At 76.5% G+C, this 14,915-nt stretch carries 18 protein-coding genes; 11 read left to right on the forward strand and 7 right to left on the reverse strand.

Annotated elements, in window-relative coordinates; all coding sequences use genetic code 11:
* Positions 1–157: 157 nt before the first annotated feature.
* From ACUN9U_RS00665 to ACUN9U_RS00675, 3 genes are all read left to right on the forward strand, one after another.
* Positions 158–1,042 carry a biotin--[acetyl-CoA-carboxylase] ligase gene (locus ACUN9U_RS00665; RefSeq protein ID WP_445482992.1) on the forward strand — a complete coding sequence of 295 codons (885 nt, stop codon included), beginning with the start codon at positions 158–160 and terminating at the stop codon, positions 1,040–1,042.
* A 42-nt stretch (positions 1,043–1,084) separates the two neighbouring features.
* Entirely contained in the window at positions 1,085–1,807 is a 723-nt protein-coding gene (locus tag ACUN9U_RS00670) for a response regulator transcription factor (protein ID WP_445482993.1), read from the forward strand.
* Between the two features lie 81 nt (positions 1,808–1,888).
* Positions 1,889–3,121, forward strand: a complete 1,233-nt coding sequence (locus tag ACUN9U_RS00675; RefSeq protein WP_445482994.1) for a HAMP domain-containing sensor histidine kinase — start codon at positions 1,889–1,891, stop codon at positions 3,119–3,121.
* Positions 3,122–3,187: 66 nt separating this feature from the next.
* On the opposite strand, the gene ACUN9U_RS00680 is transcribed toward ACUN9U_RS00675, so the two are convergent.
* Complete coding sequence (locus tag ACUN9U_RS00680; RefSeq protein ID WP_445482995.1) at positions 3,188–3,745, reverse strand: GtrA family protein; 558 nt, start codon at positions 3,743–3,745, stop codon at positions 3,188–3,190.
* Positions 3,746–3,808: 63 nt separating this feature from the next.
* Here ACUN9U_RS00680 and ACUN9U_RS00685 point away from each other — a divergent pair, with 63 nt between their 5' ends.
* Positions 3,809–5,053, forward strand: a complete 1,245-nt coding sequence (locus tag ACUN9U_RS00685) for a 5-(carboxyamino)imidazole ribonucleotide synthase (protein ID WP_445482996.1) — start codon at positions 3,809–3,811, stop codon at positions 5,051–5,053.
* A 10-nt stretch (positions 5,054–5,063) separates the two neighbouring features.
* Positions 5,064–6,479 carry an amidohydrolase gene (locus ACUN9U_RS00690; protein WP_445482997.1) on the forward strand — a complete coding sequence of 472 codons (1,416 nt, stop codon included), beginning with the start codon at positions 5,064–5,066 and terminating at the stop codon, positions 6,477–6,479.
* Positions 6,480–6,544: 65 nt separating this feature from the next.
* Here the strand turns inward: ACUN9U_RS00690 and ACUN9U_RS00695 are convergent, their stop codons facing one another.
* From ACUN9U_RS00695 to ACUN9U_RS00720, 6 genes are all read right to left on the reverse strand, one after another.
* A complete protein-coding gene (locus ACUN9U_RS00695) occupies positions 6,545–7,126 on the reverse strand; it encodes a hypothetical protein (protein ID WP_445482998.1) in 582 nt (193 codons plus the stop codon).
* Positions 7,123–7,698, reverse strand: coding sequence for a DUF6286 domain-containing protein (locus tag ACUN9U_RS00700; protein WP_445482999.1), 576 nt, complete (start codon positions 7,696–7,698; stop codon positions 7,123–7,125). Before ACUN9U_RS00700 ends, ACUN9U_RS00695 begins: the two co-directional genes overlap by 4 nt.
* Complete coding sequence (locus tag ACUN9U_RS00705; RefSeq protein WP_445483000.1) at positions 7,695–8,183, reverse strand: Asp23/Gls24 family envelope stress response protein; 489 nt, start codon at positions 8,181–8,183, stop codon at positions 7,695–7,697. Before ACUN9U_RS00705 ends, ACUN9U_RS00700 begins: the two co-directional genes overlap by 4 nt.
* Before the next feature lies 1 nt (position 8,184).
* Entirely contained in the window at positions 8,185–8,376 is a 192-nt protein-coding gene (locus ACUN9U_RS00710; protein ID WP_445483001.1) for a DUF2273 domain-containing protein, read from the reverse strand.
* Between the two features lie 98 nt (positions 8,377–8,474).
* Positions 8,475–8,822 carry a hypothetical protein gene (locus ACUN9U_RS00715; RefSeq protein WP_445483002.1) on the reverse strand — a complete coding sequence of 116 codons (348 nt, stop codon included), beginning with the start codon at positions 8,820–8,822 and terminating at the stop codon, positions 8,475–8,477.
* 62 nt (positions 8,823–8,884) lie between these two features.
* A complete protein-coding gene (locus ACUN9U_RS00720) occupies positions 8,885–9,343 on the reverse strand; it encodes an Asp23/Gls24 family envelope stress response protein (protein WP_445483003.1) in 459 nt (152 codons plus the stop codon).
* 355 nt (positions 9,344–9,698) lie between these two features.
* Between ACUN9U_RS00720 and ACUN9U_RS00725 the strand changes: the two genes are divergently transcribed.
* The 6 genes from ACUN9U_RS00725 to ACUN9U_RS00750 all read left to right on the forward strand — a co-directional run bounded on the left by ACUN9U_RS00725 (position 9,699) and on the right by ACUN9U_RS00750 (position 14,691).
* Entirely contained in the window at positions 9,699–10,235 is a 537-nt protein-coding gene (locus tag ACUN9U_RS00725; RefSeq protein WP_445483004.1) for an RNA polymerase sigma factor, read from the forward strand.
* On the forward strand, positions 10,232–10,714 hold the full coding sequence (locus ACUN9U_RS00730; RefSeq protein WP_445483005.1) for a hypothetical protein: 483 nt from the start codon (positions 10,232–10,234) through the stop codon (positions 10,712–10,714). Before ACUN9U_RS00725 ends, ACUN9U_RS00730 begins: the two co-directional genes overlap by 4 nt.
* Before the next feature lie 94 nt (positions 10,715–10,808).
* Complete coding sequence (purE, locus tag ACUN9U_RS00735; protein ID WP_445483198.1) at positions 10,809–11,294, forward strand: 5-(carboxyamino)imidazole ribonucleotide mutase; 486 nt, start codon at positions 10,809–10,811, stop codon at positions 11,292–11,294.
* Positions 11,295–11,623: 329 nt separating this feature from the next.
* Positions 11,624–12,577, forward strand: a complete 954-nt coding sequence (locus tag ACUN9U_RS00740) for a ferritin-like domain-containing protein (RefSeq protein WP_445483006.1) — start codon at positions 11,624–11,626, stop codon at positions 12,575–12,577.
* A gap of 83 nt (positions 12,578–12,660) precedes the next feature.
* On the forward strand, positions 12,661–13,698 hold the full coding sequence (locus ACUN9U_RS00745; protein WP_445483007.1) for a cell wall-binding repeat-containing protein: 1,038 nt from the start codon (positions 12,661–12,663) through the stop codon (positions 13,696–13,698).
* Positions 13,699–13,758: 60 nt separating this feature from the next.
* A complete protein-coding gene (locus tag ACUN9U_RS00750) occupies positions 13,759–14,691 on the forward strand; it encodes a ferritin-like domain-containing protein (RefSeq protein ID WP_445483008.1) in 933 nt (310 codons plus the stop codon).
* Positions 14,692–14,915: the final 224 nt, after the last annotated feature.

Here is a 14,915-nt window from a genome sequence, read left to right on the forward strand (position 1 = left end):
GGCGGTCGAGTCGGGCCAGTCGATCCGGGAGGGCCGGCAGGGCCGGGAGGACTGGGAGGACCAGTCGAGCCAGTCGAGCCAGTCGGGCCAGGCGCGGAAGTGGCGGACGGCCGGCGGCCGGCCGGGCACCGGGGCCCGCGGCGGCGAGGATGGAGCGGTGAGCACCTCCCCGGGCCGCTGGAGCGACCTCGACCGGCCACCGCTGGCGGCCACCGCGCTGCGCCGGGCGCTGCTGGCCCCCGCGGGTCCGCTGGCCCGCCTGGAGGTGGTGGCCGAGGTCGGCTCCACCAACGCCGACCTGCTCGCCCGCGCGGCCGCCGACCCCGCCGCCTGGCCCGGGCCGGCGGTGCTCACCACCGACTCGCAGACCTCCGGGCGGGGCCGCCTGGGCCGGGGGTGGGTGGCGCCGCCGCGCTCGGGGGTGGCGCTGTCGCTGCTGCTGCGTCCGCAGCTGCCGCTGGGGGCGTGGGGGTGGCTGCCCCTGCTCGCGGGCGTGGCGGTGGTGGGGGTGGTCCGCGACGTGGCGGGGCTGCCGGCGCAGGTGAAGTGGCCCAACGACGTGCTGGTGGAGGGCCGCAAGCTGTGCGGGATCCTCGTGGAGGTGCTGCCGGGCGGCGGGCCCGCTGGCGTCGTCGTCGGGGTGGGGCTGAACACGACGTCCACCCGCGAGGAGCTGGACGTCGGCGGGCTGGTCACCGCCACCTCCCTGCGGCTGGAGGGCTCGGCCACCACCGACCGCGACGTCCTCGTGCGGGCCCTCGTCAGGTCGCTGCTGGCGGAGGTGGAGCGCCTCGAGGCCGCCGGCGGGGACGTCGCGGCCAGCGGCCTCGCGGCCCGCGCGGCGGAGGCCTGCTCCACCCTGGGCCGGGAGGTGGTGGTGCACCTGCCCGGCGGCGAGCGGCTGCGCGGGACCGCCGAGGGCCTGGACGGGGACGGCCGGCTGCTCGTGCGCCCGGACGGGCGAGGCGCCGGCGGCGGGGACGCTGCGCCGGACGGGCCGCCGGTGGCCGTCTCGGCGGGTGACGTCGTCCACGTGCGCTGACGTGCGGGCGACGCCTTGGCGGCGGTCAATACCCTGGCCGGTGTGAAGCGCGTGCTGCTCGTCGAGGACGACTCGGCCATCTCCGAGCCGCTGGCCCGCGCCCTCACGCGCGAGGGCTACGAGGTGGACGTGCAGCGCGACGGCGCCGGGGCCCTGGCCGCGACGCGGCGCACCCTCGACCTCGTGGTGCTCGACCTGGGCCTGCCCGACATGGACGGTCTCGACGTCGCCCGGCGCCTGCGCGCCGACGGCGTCGCCGTCCCGGTGCTCGTGCTCACCGCCCGCTCCGACGAGGTGGACCTCGTCGTGGGCCTCGACGCCGGGGCTGACGACTACGTCTCCAAGCCCTTCCGCCTGGCCGAGCTGCTGGCCCGGGTGCGGGCGCTGCTCCGCCGGGGCGACGCCCAGGCGCTGCAGATGGCGGCCCGCGGGGTCCGGCTCGACCCCACCTCGCGGCGCGCGTGGAGGACGGCCAGACCGGGGGACTCCGCGGAGGACGGCACCCCGCTGGAGCCCGGCACGGAGGTGCCGCTGTCGCTGGCCGCCAAGGAGTACGAGCTGCTGCGGGTGCTGCTGCGCGAGGCCGGCACCGTGGTGCCCCGCCAGCTGATCATGGAGGAGGTGTGGGGCGCGGAGTGGTACGGCTCCACCAAGACCCTCGACATGCACGTCTCCTGGCTGCGCCGCAAGCTCGGCGACGACGTCGGCGACCCGCAGTTCATCACCACCGTGCGCGGCGTCGGCTTCCGCTTCGAGCGGGACTGAGGCCGGCGCGGCCCGCGGTGGCAGCCGGCGTGACAGCGGCAGCGGGGACCTGAGGTGAACCGCCGGGTGCAGGCGGCCACCATGGCCGCCGTCGTCCTCGCCGTCCTGCTGCTGGGCCTGCCGCTGTGCGTGGCAGGGGTGGTGCTGCAGACCGAGCAGGCGCGCACCAGCGTGCAGGTGCGCGCCGACGCGGTGCTGGCAGCGGCCAGCAGCCGCCTGGCGACCGGCGGCGCCGTCGACGAGCGGCTGCTCGACCAGCACACCCAGCGCGAGGGCCGGTGGCCGGCCAGCGTGGTGGTGGACCTGCCCGACGGGACCTCGGTGCGCACCGGGCCCGACACGACGGGCTCCTCGGTGGTGGGCAGGGCGGGCACCGCCGACGGGCTGGCCGTCACCGTGACCGCCGCCCGCGGGGCGCTGTGGGCCGCCGACGCCCAGCTGGTGGTGCTCGTGGCGGGCCTGGCCGCCGGCGCCGTCGCCGCGGGCTCCGCCGTCGGGCTGGTGCAGGCCCGGCGCCTGGCGCGGCCCCTGGAGGACCTCGCCGAGCGGGCCCAGCGGCTCGGCTCGGGCCAGGTGCCCACCACCCCGCCGCCCAGCGGCGTGGAGGAGGTGGACTCCGTGGCGCAGGCGCTGGTGCGCAGCGCGAGGGAGCTGCAGGCGCGCCTGGCGGTGGAGCGGCAGTTCGCCTCCGACGCCAGCCACCAGCTGCGCACCCCGCTCACCGCGCTGTCGATGCGGCTGGAGGAGGTGCTGGCCACCACCAGCGAGCCCGCCGTCGCCGCCGAGGCGCGGGTGGCGCTGGAGCAGGTCGAGCGCCTGTCGGGGGTGGTCGACGACCTGCTGGCGCGCGCCCGCCTGCAGGCCAGCGCCCCGCGCGCGCCGCTGGAGCTGGCCGCGGTGCTGGCCCAGCAGCGCGCCGAGTGGCGGCCCGCCTTCGAGCGCGCCCGCCGCGAGCTGGTGGTCGAGCCGCCCCCGCCGGGGGCGCGCGTGGTCGCGGGCGCCGGCCCCCTGGCCCAGGCGCTGGCGGTGCTGCTGGAGAACAGCCTCGTGCACGGCGGCGGCACCACGCGCGTGCGCGTGCGGGCCAGCAGCGAGCGGGGCGGGGAGTGGGTGGTGCTCGAGGTGGGCGACGAGGGCCCGGGCGTGCCGCCGGAGCTGGGCGGGCGGATCTTCGAGCGCGCCGTCAGCGGCGGCCGGGGCACGGGGCTCGGGCTGCCGCTGGCGCGCGACCTCGTGGCCGCCGAGGGCGGGCGGCTGGAGCTGGCGCGCCAGTGCCCGGCGACGTTCGCGGTGTTCCTGCGCGCCGCCCCCTGACCGGCACGCGGTGGCCGATCCCCCATGATCACGGTGATCATGGGGGATCGGCCACCTCGCGGGCCGTCAGGCGCGGACGGGGTCCGGGCCCGGCGCTGGCCCCGGCGCTGGGCCCGGCGTTGGGCCCGGCGCTGGGCCCGGCGCGGATCCGGGTGCGGCGCCGGCCTCGCGCGGGCGCCGGAAGACCCACAGCCGGTAGGCCACGTACCGGAAGGCGGTGCCCAGCGCGATGCCCACGAGGTTGGCGGTGTTGTCGGCCAGGGGCCCGCGCAGGCCGAGCACGTAGTGGCTGGTGGCGAGCACCGCGAGGCCGATGAGCAGGGCGGCAGCGTTCATCGCCACGAACAGCCCCAGCTCGCGCAGGGCGGCGGAGCGGTTGCGGTGGCGGAAGGTCCACCACCGGTTGCCGGCCCAGGCGAAGACCGTCGCCACCGACGCCGAGACCACCTTGGCGGTGAGCGGCTGGTCGGCCAGCAGCCCGTCGCCGCCGAAGCGGAGCAGGTTGAACAGGCCGACGTCGACGACGAACGCCACGCCGCCCACCACGCCGAAGGCCCCGACCTCGCGGCTGTGCGCGCGCCACAGGCGGGCGCCCAGCGCGCGCGAGCGGGTCAGGACCTCCACCCCACCACCGTAGGCGCCGCACGGGGTGACCGTCGCCGAGACCGACCCCCTAGCCTCGCAGCCGTGACCGCCTCGCCCGATGGCACGCCCCCCGACGGACCCGCTGACCAGGCCCGGGACGCCCGCGCGGGCACCGCCGGCGCCACGCGGACCACCTTCCCCGTGCTCGCCGTCGTCGGCGCCGGCCAGCTCGCGCGCATGAGCGCGCCGCCGGCCGTGGGCCTCGGGGTGCGGCTGCGCGTGCTGGCCACCGACCCGGACGAGTCGGCGGCGCAGGTGGTGCCCGACGTCGTCCTCGGCGGCCCTGACGACCTGGAGGCCCTGCGCCGCGTCGCGGCCGGCGCGGCGGCGCTGACCCTGGACCACGAGCAGGTGCCCACCGAGCACCTGCGCGCGCTGGAGGCCGAGGGCGTCGCCGTGCGCCCCGGGCCCGACGCGCTCGAGCACGCCCAGGACAAGCTGCTGCTGCGCCGCCGCCTGGAGGCGATGGGGGTGCCGGGCCCCGCGTGGGCGGAGGTCCGTTCCGCGCAGGACCTGCGGGCCTTCGGCGAGCGCGCCGGGTGGCCGCTGGTGCTCAAGACCCCGCGCGGCGGCTACGACGGCAAGGGCGTGCTCTTCGCAGGCTCGCCCGACGGCGCCGCGGCGTGGCTGGAGCGGGCCGCGGGGGAGCCGCTGCTGGCCGAGGAGGCCGTCCGCTCCACCCGCGAGCTGGCCGTCATGGTCGCCCGCTCGCCCTCCGGGCAGGCCGCGGCGTGGCCCGTGGTGGAGACCGTGCAGGTGGGCGGGGTGTGCCGCGAGGTCATCGCGCCCGCCCCCGGCCTGGACGACGACCTGGCCGCCGAGGCGACGGCGCTGGCGCTGCGCCTGGCCGGGGAGCTGGGCGTCACCGGCGTCATGGCGGTGGAGGGCTTCGAGGTGCCGGCCGGGGACGGTGGGCCGCCGCGCTTCCTGGTCAACGAGCTGGCGATGCGGCCGCACAACAGCGGCCACTGGAGCATCGAGGGGTCGGTGACCTCCCAGTTCGAGCAGCACCTGCGCGCCGTGCTCGACCTGCCGCTGGGGTCGACGGCGCCGCGCGCCCGGTGGACGGTGATGGTCAACGCCCTCGGCGGTGACTACCCCGACCTGTTCCACTCCCACCTGCACGTCATGGCGCGCGACCCCGCGGTCAAGGTGCACCTGTACGGCAAGGACGTGCGCCCGGGCCGCAAGGTCGGGCACGTCACGGCCTGGGGGGACGACCTCGAGGCCGTGCGCGCCCGCGCCGCGCACGCGGCGGACTACATCACCGGCACCGTTGACGGCTGAGGAGGTGCCGGTGGCCGACGGCCGGTGGGCCGGTGCGCCGCCCCACCTGCGCGTCCAGGGGTGCACCGCGCTCGTGCACGGGCTCGGCGGGGACGAGGGCCCTGGCGGCATCGGCTTCGCCGAGGACGTCGACGTCGAGGTCCGCGGCGGCCTCATCACGCGCGTGGGGCCGGCGGCCGAGCGGCCCGACCCGGCGGGCGCGCCGCCGCCGGAGGTGCTCGACGGGCGCGGGCTGCTCGCCGTCCCCGGCCTGGTCAACTGCCACACGCACGCCGCGATGGTGCTGTTCCGCGGCGCGGCGGAGGACGTCGACGTGCACACGTGGTTCAACGAGCGCATCTGGCCGGTGGAGTCCAACCTCACCGAGCGCGACGTGGAGCTGGGGGCGCTGCTCGCCTGCGCGGAGATGCTGCTGGGCGGGACGACCACCTTCGCCGACCACTACTTCCACATGGACGCCGTCGCCCGCGCCGTGCAGGCCAGCGGCATCCGCGCCGACCTCGGCTGGGCGGCGTTCTCCTCCGACGGCGAGGCGGGGCGCGAGCGGGGGCTCGACTTCGCGCTGCGCCGCAGCGGCGGCGCCGGCGGGCGCATCACCACCAGCCTGGCCCCGCACGCGCCGTACACGGTGACCGAGCCGGACCTGGCGGCCTTCGCCGCCCTGGCCCGCGAGCACGACCTGCCGGTGCACCTGCACGCCGCCGAGACCGCGGAGCAGACGCGGGCCAGCCTGGAGCGGACCGGGGCGACCCCGGTGCAGGTGCTGGAGCGCACGGGACTGCTCGACGTGCCGCTGCTCGTGGCGCACGCCACCGGCGTCGTCGAGGCCGACCTGCCGCTGCTGGCCGCAGCGGCCGAGCTCGGCCTGGTGGGCGTGGCCACGAGCCCGCGCTTCTACCTCAAGGCGGCGCACGGCACCACGCCCATCAGGGCGCTGCGCCGCGCGGGGGTGCCGGTGGGGCTCGCGACCGACGGCGCCGCCAGCAACGGCGACCTCGACCTGTGGGCCAGCATGGAGGTGACCTCGCTGGTGCAGAAGTCGCTGGGGGGCGAGGGCGACCCGCGGTGGATGACGAGCCGGCAGGTGCTCCACCACGCGACCGCGCAGAGCGCCCAGGCGCTGCACCTGGCCGACCCCGGCTCCACGCGGGGGGCCGTGGGACGCCTCGCGCCGGGGCACCGCGCCGACGTGGCCCTGCTGGACCTGTCGGCACCGCACCTGCTGCCGGTCCACGACCTCGCCGCGACGCTCGTGCACGCCGCGCGGCCCGGGGACGTGCGGCACGTCCTGGTCGACGGGCGCGTCGTGGTGCGCGACCGGCGGGTCCTGGGGGTCGACGTGCCGGCGGTGCTGGCCGAGCTGCGCCCGCGCCTGGCGGCGCTGGTCCGTCGCGGCGCGGGGCGGGTCCAGACCTACGCGCCGTGACACGACGAGGGCCCCGCGCCGTGCGCGGGGCCCTGGTCAGCGGTGGCGCCGGGCGCCGGGGCGGGTCAGGCGACCCGCGCCAGGCCCTTGGAGCGGCGGGCGATCCGCACGTGCACCCGGCCCCGGACGTCGGAGCGGGACAGCACGGTCGCCAGGTCGGCGCTGGCGGTGGACATGGCGTGGTCCAGCTCGACCAGGTCGACCTCGGGGTCGGCGGTCACGTCGAGCTCGGCGATCAGCTGGCCGCGCTCGGAGACCATCTTCCCGGAGGCCGAGCGGACGCCGGGCACCTCGCTGATGACCTGGGCGGCCACCGCGACGGCGGCGTCACCGTCCAGCCAGAGCGTGCCGGCGGGGGAGGAGCCGGGCAGGCGCAGCGCGTCGGCCCCGCGGTGGGGGACGTGGGCGAGCAGCCACCACAGGCCGAGCAGGCCCAGCACCACGGCGGCGGCCGCGGTGGCGTAGCCCCACCAGGAGGCTCCGGTGGCGTCGGTCACGGCCTGGGTGGAGACCTGCTGGGGGCCGGTGATGCCGACCCTGTCGAGCAGGCCGAGCCCCCAGGCGCCGACGGCGGCGCCGCCGGCGATGAGGACCAGGCCGAGGACGAACACGACCAGCCGGTCGAACCCGGCGACCTTGCGGCTCATCGGGAGGCCTCCTTGTCAGCGGAGCTGGCGTCGATGCTCACGCGCGGGGCGTGGGTCAGGGCGGACAGGGCCCGCTCGACCTGGGCCTGCAGCGCCGCCCGCGTGCCGGCGTCGCCGGTGGTGGTGGCCTGCACGGTCACCTTGCGGCGGGTGGCGACGGCCGAGGCGTCCAGGACGCCGTCGACCTGCCGGGCCGCGCCGGCGGCGAGGCGGGCGACGTCGCGGGTGGTCAGGTGCGCGCCGAGGTCGCCGCGCAGGACCAGGGCCTTGCGCGTGCGCCGGGAGAAGGCGGCCAGGACCAGGAGCAGGCCCAGGACGACGGCGACGGCGGCGGGGGCGGCCAGCCAGGAGGCCGGCGCCAGGCCGTCGGGGGCGGCCAGGAGCGCGCCGAGCCAGGTGCTCTGCCCGCCGCTGACCAGTCGGGTCCAGGCGTCCTGCCCGGCCAGCACCGCGAGCCCGATGAGCAGCAGGGCCAGCACGGGACCGAGCCAGCCGATCCTGCCGGCGCCGGTGGGCAGCGCGGCGGGGCGCAGGGGGCCGCTGCTCTGCCGCGGCGGCGTCTGGGCGGTCACTGGACCCTCCTGGTGGTGGACCGGGCGTCGCGCACGACGCTGGTGACGGTGACGGTGACGGAGTCGGTGGAGACCGCCGCGTACTGCGCCAGGCGCTCGCTGACGTGCTCGCGCACGCGCTGGGCGACGGCGGCCGCGGGGTGGGGCCACAGCAGGGCCAGCTCGACCGTGATGCGGGCGCGGCTGCCCGCGACCTGGGCCGAGGCGCGCGGCAGGGTGCGGCCGACGGCGCTGGAGAGCTGCTCGCCGACGCCCCCGAGGCTGAGCCCGCCCGCGGGGGAGCCCTTGACCTGGGAGGGGCTGGCCACGCCGGGGACCTCCTGCGCCGCGGCGCGGGCGATGGCCACCACGACGCGCTCGGCGACCTGCAGGTGCCCGCGCTCGCCGGGCTCGGCCAGCGCCTGGTCGGGCGCTCGGTCCGGGGTCGCGTCCAGCGACCCGGACGGCGCGCCGGCCCCGCTGGCGGGGAGGGTGCCGGTGGTCATCTCAGCCCCGTCCGCGGCGGCCGAGGGCTGACAGGACGTCGACGCGACCCTCCAGCTGGGCGCCGACGAGCCAGCCGACGGCACCGAGGACGAGGGCGAAGACGAAGCCGGGGAAGCCTCCGACCACTCCGGCGATGGCCAGGAGCAGGCCGGCCAGGGCAGCGGCCCAGGAGGCGGGGATCGAGCTGTTCACGGGTGTTCCTCCGAACGTGTCTGGGGGTGACCACGGCGCGGTGGCCGGGTGGGGCGGGCGGGTCGCGGGGTCCAGGCCGCGACCCGCCCGAGGACGGGTCAGGCGCGGGGCGCCGGGGCCGCGAGGTCCTCCACGTGGACGTGGACCGGCGGCGGGGCCACCGCGGGACCGAGGGCCTCGACCGCGCGGTGCACGGCCTCGGCCGTGGCGCGGACGTCGGCGGTCGTCTCGAGCACGAGGTGCACCGACGTGCCGTCCTCGCGCAGGGCCACCCCCGCCACCCGGCGGCCGGGCAGGAAGGTGGCGACCCCGCCGAGGGGGCCGCCGTGGAGGGCGGCCACCCCGGGGACGGCCAGCACCGCGGTGGCGACGACGTCGGCGGGCTCCAGGACCCGTCCCTCGACGACGGCGGGCTCCTCACGGGTGCGGAGGACCTCACCGGTCACCGGGGGCGCCGGCGTCGCGCCGGGCTGGCCGGGCCGGCCGGGCCCCGCGGCGCTGGAGGGCGTCACTGGACGCGGGCCGGCTTGGCCGGCTCGGCCTCGTCGTCGTCCTCGGAGGGGATGTGGACGTCGTTGACGTCGATGTTGACCTCGGTGACCTGCAGGCCGGTCATGCGCTCGACGGAGGCGATGACGTTGCGGCGCACGCCGGCGGCCAGGTCGGCGATGGCCACGCCGTACTCGGCGATGAGGTCGATGTCGACGGCGGCCTGCTTCTCCCCGACCTCCACCGAGACGCCCTGGGCGTGGTTGGTGGTGGCGCCGGGGATGCGCTCGCGCAGGGCGCCGATGGCGCGGGAGGCGCCGCCGCCGAGGGCGTAGACGCCGTTGACCTCGCGGGTGGCGATACCGGCGATCTTGGACACGACGGTGTCGGCGATGGTGGTGGTGCCCTGGGTGCTGCTCAGCGCGCCCGGCTTGGCCGAGGTGACGACGGCGCTGGTCTTGTCGGTGGTCTGGGACATGGGGGGCGTCCTCTCCTTCGTCGGCGCGGTGGCCGTGCGGTCGTGGGTCTGCTGTCCCGGCGCTCCGGAGGGGTGCTCCCGAACGCCGTGCACAAGGTGAGAGTCAGGTGCGGCGACTTCGTCACGGCCCTGTCCGTGTGATCTGGGTCACAGATCACTGCGGTCTCAGGCAGAGCATGCCCCGGCCCTTCGAGTCGCGCACGACGAGTTCCGGTTGCCTCCTCCGGACGGCGGTGATCTCCTTCGAAGGCACGGTTCAACCCGGAGCCGCCGACCCGCAGGAGCCGACATCACCACGCACGACGACCGCCCTGCGGCGGGCGGCGCGGCGGAGGAGGGCGTCGTCGACGACGACGTGCTCGCCCGCCGGGCCCGCGTCGGGGACCGCGACGCCTTCGCCCAGCTCGTCGACCGGCACGGCCCGGCCCTGCACCGCTACGCCTCGCGGATGCTGGACGACCCCAGCGAGACCGCCGACTGCCTGCAGGACGCCTTCGCCGACGCCTGGCGCGGGCTGCCCGGCTGGGAGGGGCGGGCCGCGGTGCGGACCTGGCTGTTCACGCTGGTGACCAACGCCGTCCGGCGCCACCAGAGCCGGCACCTGCGGCGCACCCCCCGGCCGGTGGAGGACGAGCAGCTGCGCACGCGCGTGGCCGCGGACACCGGCCAGGACCCGGCGCGCATCGTCGAGATGGACGACTTCGTGCGGGCGCTGGACGCCGCACTCGGCAGACTGCCCGAGGGACAGCGGTCGACCTGGCTGCTGCGGGAGGTGGAGGGCCTGTCCTACGCGGAGATCGCGGAGGTCAGCGCCGCCACGCCGGACGTGGTGCGGGGGCGCCTGGCGCGGGCGCGAGCAACCCTCGAGGTCGCGATGGAGGACTGGCGATGACGGAGCAGCAGGGGACCCCGAGCGGGTCCGCGCTGGGCGCCGAGCGCCTGGCGGCCGCCACCGCTGCGATGCGGCAGCACACCGACCGCGGCTGGGAGCAGGTGCGCGGCGACGTGCTGCGCAGCGCGCTGCGCGCCTTCCGCCCCTCCGAGCCGGTGCACGGCCGGCACGGCGCCGGGGACTTCACCGTGGCCTCGGAGGTGCTCGTCACCGCCGTGCGCCGCGCGCTGGACCCGCTGCCCGGCGCCTCGGCCGAGGCGGTGCGCCTGGCCACCGACGACGAGCACCGCCTCGAGCGCGTCGCCGTGTCGGTGGTGGCCGCGTACGGGACGCCGCTGCTGGCCGTGGCCGACGAGGTGCGCAGGCTCACGGCCGAGGCCGTCGAGGCGGTGCTGGGCCCGCAGGCGCTGGGCGCGGAGGCCGTGGTGGAGGTCGACGTCCACATCGGCGGGGTCGAGGTGGACCCCCGCAGGCTGTGAGGCGCCGCGTGCGCAGCCCCGGCCACCGGCTGGCAGGGTGTCGCGCGTGAGCGAGCCGCAGAGCACCGCAGGCCGGCCGCTGGTCGGCGTCGTCATGGGGTCGGACTCGGACTGGCCGGTGATGGGTGCGGCCGCGGAGGCGCTGGCCGAGTTCGGCGTGCCGCACGAGGTCGACGTCGTCTCGGCCCACCGGATGCCCGCCGAGATGGTCGCCTACGGCCGGCAGGCCGCCGGGCGCGGGCTGCGGGTGGTCATCGCCGGCGCCGGTGGCGCGGCGCACCTGCCGGGCATGCTCGCCGCCGTCACGCCGCTGCCCGTCATCGGCGTCCCGGTGCCGCTGAGGCACCTCGACGGGATGGACTCCCTGCTCTCCATCGTGCAGATGCCGGCCGGGGTGCCGGTGGCGACGGTGAGCATCGGCGGGGCGCGCAACGCCGGCCTGCTGGCCGTGCGCGTGCTTGCCGCCGGGGAGGGCGAGCTGGCGGAGCGGCTGCGCGCGGCGATGTCCGGCTTCCAGGACGAGCTGCGCGACGTCGCCCGCGCCAAGGGCGCCCGGCTGCGGGAGCAGCGGAGGTCCTGACGTCACCGTGAGTGACACTCCCGTCTGCCGGAGTGGAGACGGCACGGGGGCAGTCCCTGGGGCCGTCGGCTCCGAACCGCTCTGATCGGCAGCATCTCTGCAGGTCAGGGGTGGCCCTGACGGTCAGGCCCTGACGGGTCGTGAACGAGGAAGTCGTGGGCGACGCGCCGCGCGGCGTCCCTGATCGGCACGCTCCGCGCACCTAGCGTCACGGACGTCCCCGCTGCGGGGAGGGGCGTCGCCACACAGCCGCGACGCCGGACAGCCACCGGGTCAGGGTCGACGGCGGACGCCGCTGCCTGCTGCCCGGACAGCAGGAAGAGGGCACCGTGTTCGGGAAGCCGCTCGTCGCCGACATGATCAGCCGAAGCGCTGAGAACGCCACCGACCGCCGCAACTTCCTCCGCGCCGCCGGCCTCGCGGGCCTCGGCACGGTGGGGGCGGTCACCGCCCTGACGGTCGGCGCCCAGGACGCCCATGCCGCCGACGCGGCGATCTCCGACGGCGCGATCCTCAACTTCGCGCTCAACCTGGAGTACCTCGAGGCGGAGTACTACCTGCGCGCCACCACCGGCCAGGGCCTGCCCGACAGTCTCACCAGCGGCACCAAGGCGCTCGGCGGGGTCAAGGGCGGCTCGCAGGTGCCGTTCAAGGCCGGCAGCACCGTGGCGAAGTACGCCAAGGAGATCGCCGCGGACGAGCTCGCGCACGTGAAGTTCCTCCGCGGTGCGCTGGGCCAGGCCGCCGTGGCGCGCCCGTCCATCAACTTCACCGACGCCTTCACCGCCGCGGCCACCGCGGCCGGCGTCATCAAGGCGGGGGAGTCCTTCGACCCCTTCAAGGACGAGGTGAGCTTCCTGCTGGGAGCCTTCATCTTCGAGGACCTCGGCGTCACCGCCTACAAGGGCGGGGCCCCGCTCATCAGCAACAAGGACTACCTCAGCGCGGCCGCGGGCATCCTGTCCGTCGAGGCCTACCACGCGGGCCTGGTCCGCCGGTCCCTCTACAAGCTCGGCGTCGACGTCGCGCTGATCACCAACAAGATCTCCGACGCCCGCGACTCCCTCGACGGCAAGGACGACATCGACCAGGGCGTCCTGGCGGGCAACCCGCGGGCGTACCGCGCCAACCTCGTGCCGGCCGACGCCAACGCGATCGCCTACAGCCGCTCACCGCAGCAGGTCCACAACATCGCCTACCTGAACCCCGCCTCCGGCGTCACCAGGGGCGGGTTCTTCCCCGAAGGCACCAACAACGACGACGCGCGCCTGACCACCACCTGAGCAGCGCGGCTCCGGCCCGCCGAGCAGCCACGTCCCCCGTCGTCAGCCCCACCAGACCAGCAGACCCGTCCAGGAGGCACCTCGTGACCAGCTCCACCCCGTCGACGCCGCGCCGGCGCACCCGCGCCGCCGCCGTCACCCTGCTCGCCGCGCTCGCCGTGGCCGGCCTGGGCGCCACCACGGCGTCCGCCGCGACCGGTGTGAAGTTCGACCAGCGCACCGGTGGCGCCACGCGCGTCGAGACCGCCGTCGAGTCCTCGAAGGCGCTGTACCCGAACGGCGGCAGCGACGACGTCGTCCTCGTCAACCTCTCCCGCACGGTGGACGGCCTCTCGGCGTCCTACCTCGCCGGGCTGAAGAACGCCCCGATCCTCTACACCGACACCGACGCGGCGCCCCAGGCCACCCGCGACGAGATCAAGCGCCTCGGCGCCACGCGCGTCTGGCTGGTGGGCGGCACGGCCGTCATCTCCAAGGACCAGGAGAAGGCCATCGCCGGTGACTACACCGTCAAGCGCTTCGGCGGTGACGACCGCTACGCCACCGCAGCGGCCGTGGCGACCGCCGGGGAGTTCGCCCCCGAGCGCGTGTACATCACCTCCGGCACCTCGCTGGCCGACGCCGTGACCGTCGGGCCGCAGGCGTGGGCCAACAACACCCCGATCCTCCTGACCGAGGCCGGCCGCGTGCCGGACGCCACCAAGGGCGCCCTCGACGCCCTCGGGGTGAGCTACCGCACCGTGGTGGGCGGCAAGGCCGTCGTCTCCGACGACACCTACAAGGCCCTCGGCGCGAACAGCCGCCTCGCCGGTGACGACCGCCAGGGCACCGCCGTGGCCGTGGCCGAGGACTCGGTGGCCACCGCCGACTTCACCTACGCCGGTGCGGCGCTGGTGGGCGGCGCCAACGTCAACGCGGTGGACGCGCTGTCCGCCTCGGCGCTGGCCGGGTACCACGGCGTCCCGATCCTCTACACCTGGACGCCCGACGACATCGGCGCGCCCACGGCGAACTACCTCAAGAAGCACGCCGTGGACTTCACGGGCCCGGGCTTCATCTTCGGCGGCAAGAGCGCCGTGTCCGACAAGGCGGCCCAGCAGGCCACCGACGCCGCGCAGTGACGCGCCGCGTCGCACGCCCTGCCACCGACCCCCTGACACGCTGACGAGACGGAGACACCGATGTTCGGCAAGGCACTGGTCAACGACATGATCACCAGGAGCAGCGAGACGGCGCACGACCGCCGCTCCATGCTCCGCGGCGCGGGCCTCCTCGGCCTGGGAGCGCTCGGTGCGGCCGCCGTCGGCACCGCCGGCGCGACCGCGGCGAACGCCGCCGACGCCCCCAGCGACGCCACGGTGCTCAACTTCGCGCTCAACCTCGAGTACCTCGAGGCGGAGTTCTACTCCTACGCCGCCTTCGGCCACGGGCTCACGCAGTCGATGGCGGACGGCAACGGGAAGATGGGCGGCGTCACCGGCGGCCGCAAGGTGCTGTTCAAGGACCGCGCCGTGCGCCAGTACGCCGAGGAGATCGCCAAGGACGAGCTCGCGCACGTCGCGTTCCTCCGCTCTGCCCTCGGCGGCGCCAAGGTCTCCCGCCCCGCGATCGACCTCAAGGCGTCCTTCACCGCCGCTGCCGTGGCAGCCGGCGTCATCAAGCAGGGCGAGACCTTCGACCCCTTCGCCAACGACGTCAACTTCCTGCTCGGCGCCTTCATCTTCGAGGACGTCGGCGTGACCGCCTACAAGGGCGCCGCCCCGCTCATCACCAACAAGACCTACCTCGAGGCGGCCGCCGGCATCCTCGCGGTGGAGGCCTACCACGCGGGGATCGTGAGGTCGGCGCTGTTCGAGCTGGGCACCGACGTGCAGGGCATCGCCCAGAAGATCTCCGACGTGCGCGACGCGGTGGACGGGTCGACCGACCTGGACCAGGGCCTCACCCCCGACGGCGGCGCCAGCGCCAACATCGTGCCGGCCGACGGCGACGCCATCGCCTTCAGCCGCACCCCGCAGCAGGTGCTGAACATCGTCTACCTCAACGGCGCCTCCGGCGTCTCCGGCGGCGGCTTCTACCCGCAGGGGCTCAACGGCGACCTGCGCACCACCTGATCCTCCCCGCCCACGACGAAGGGCCCCGCCGGCGCACCGCCGGCGGGGCCCTTCGTCGTCGTCCTGCTCATCCCGCCGATGACGACGACAGGTGGCCGCTCCCGCAGCTCGGGCGCGACGTGCCGATCTTGGCGATCGATGGCCTGAGGGCGGGGCCTGGGCCGGTGGATCGCCAAGATCAGCGCAGCTGTCCGTCCCCGGTCGACGCGCCGGTCGGCTGGTGC

It is taken from the genome of Quadrisphaera sp. KR29, assembly GCF_052644995.1.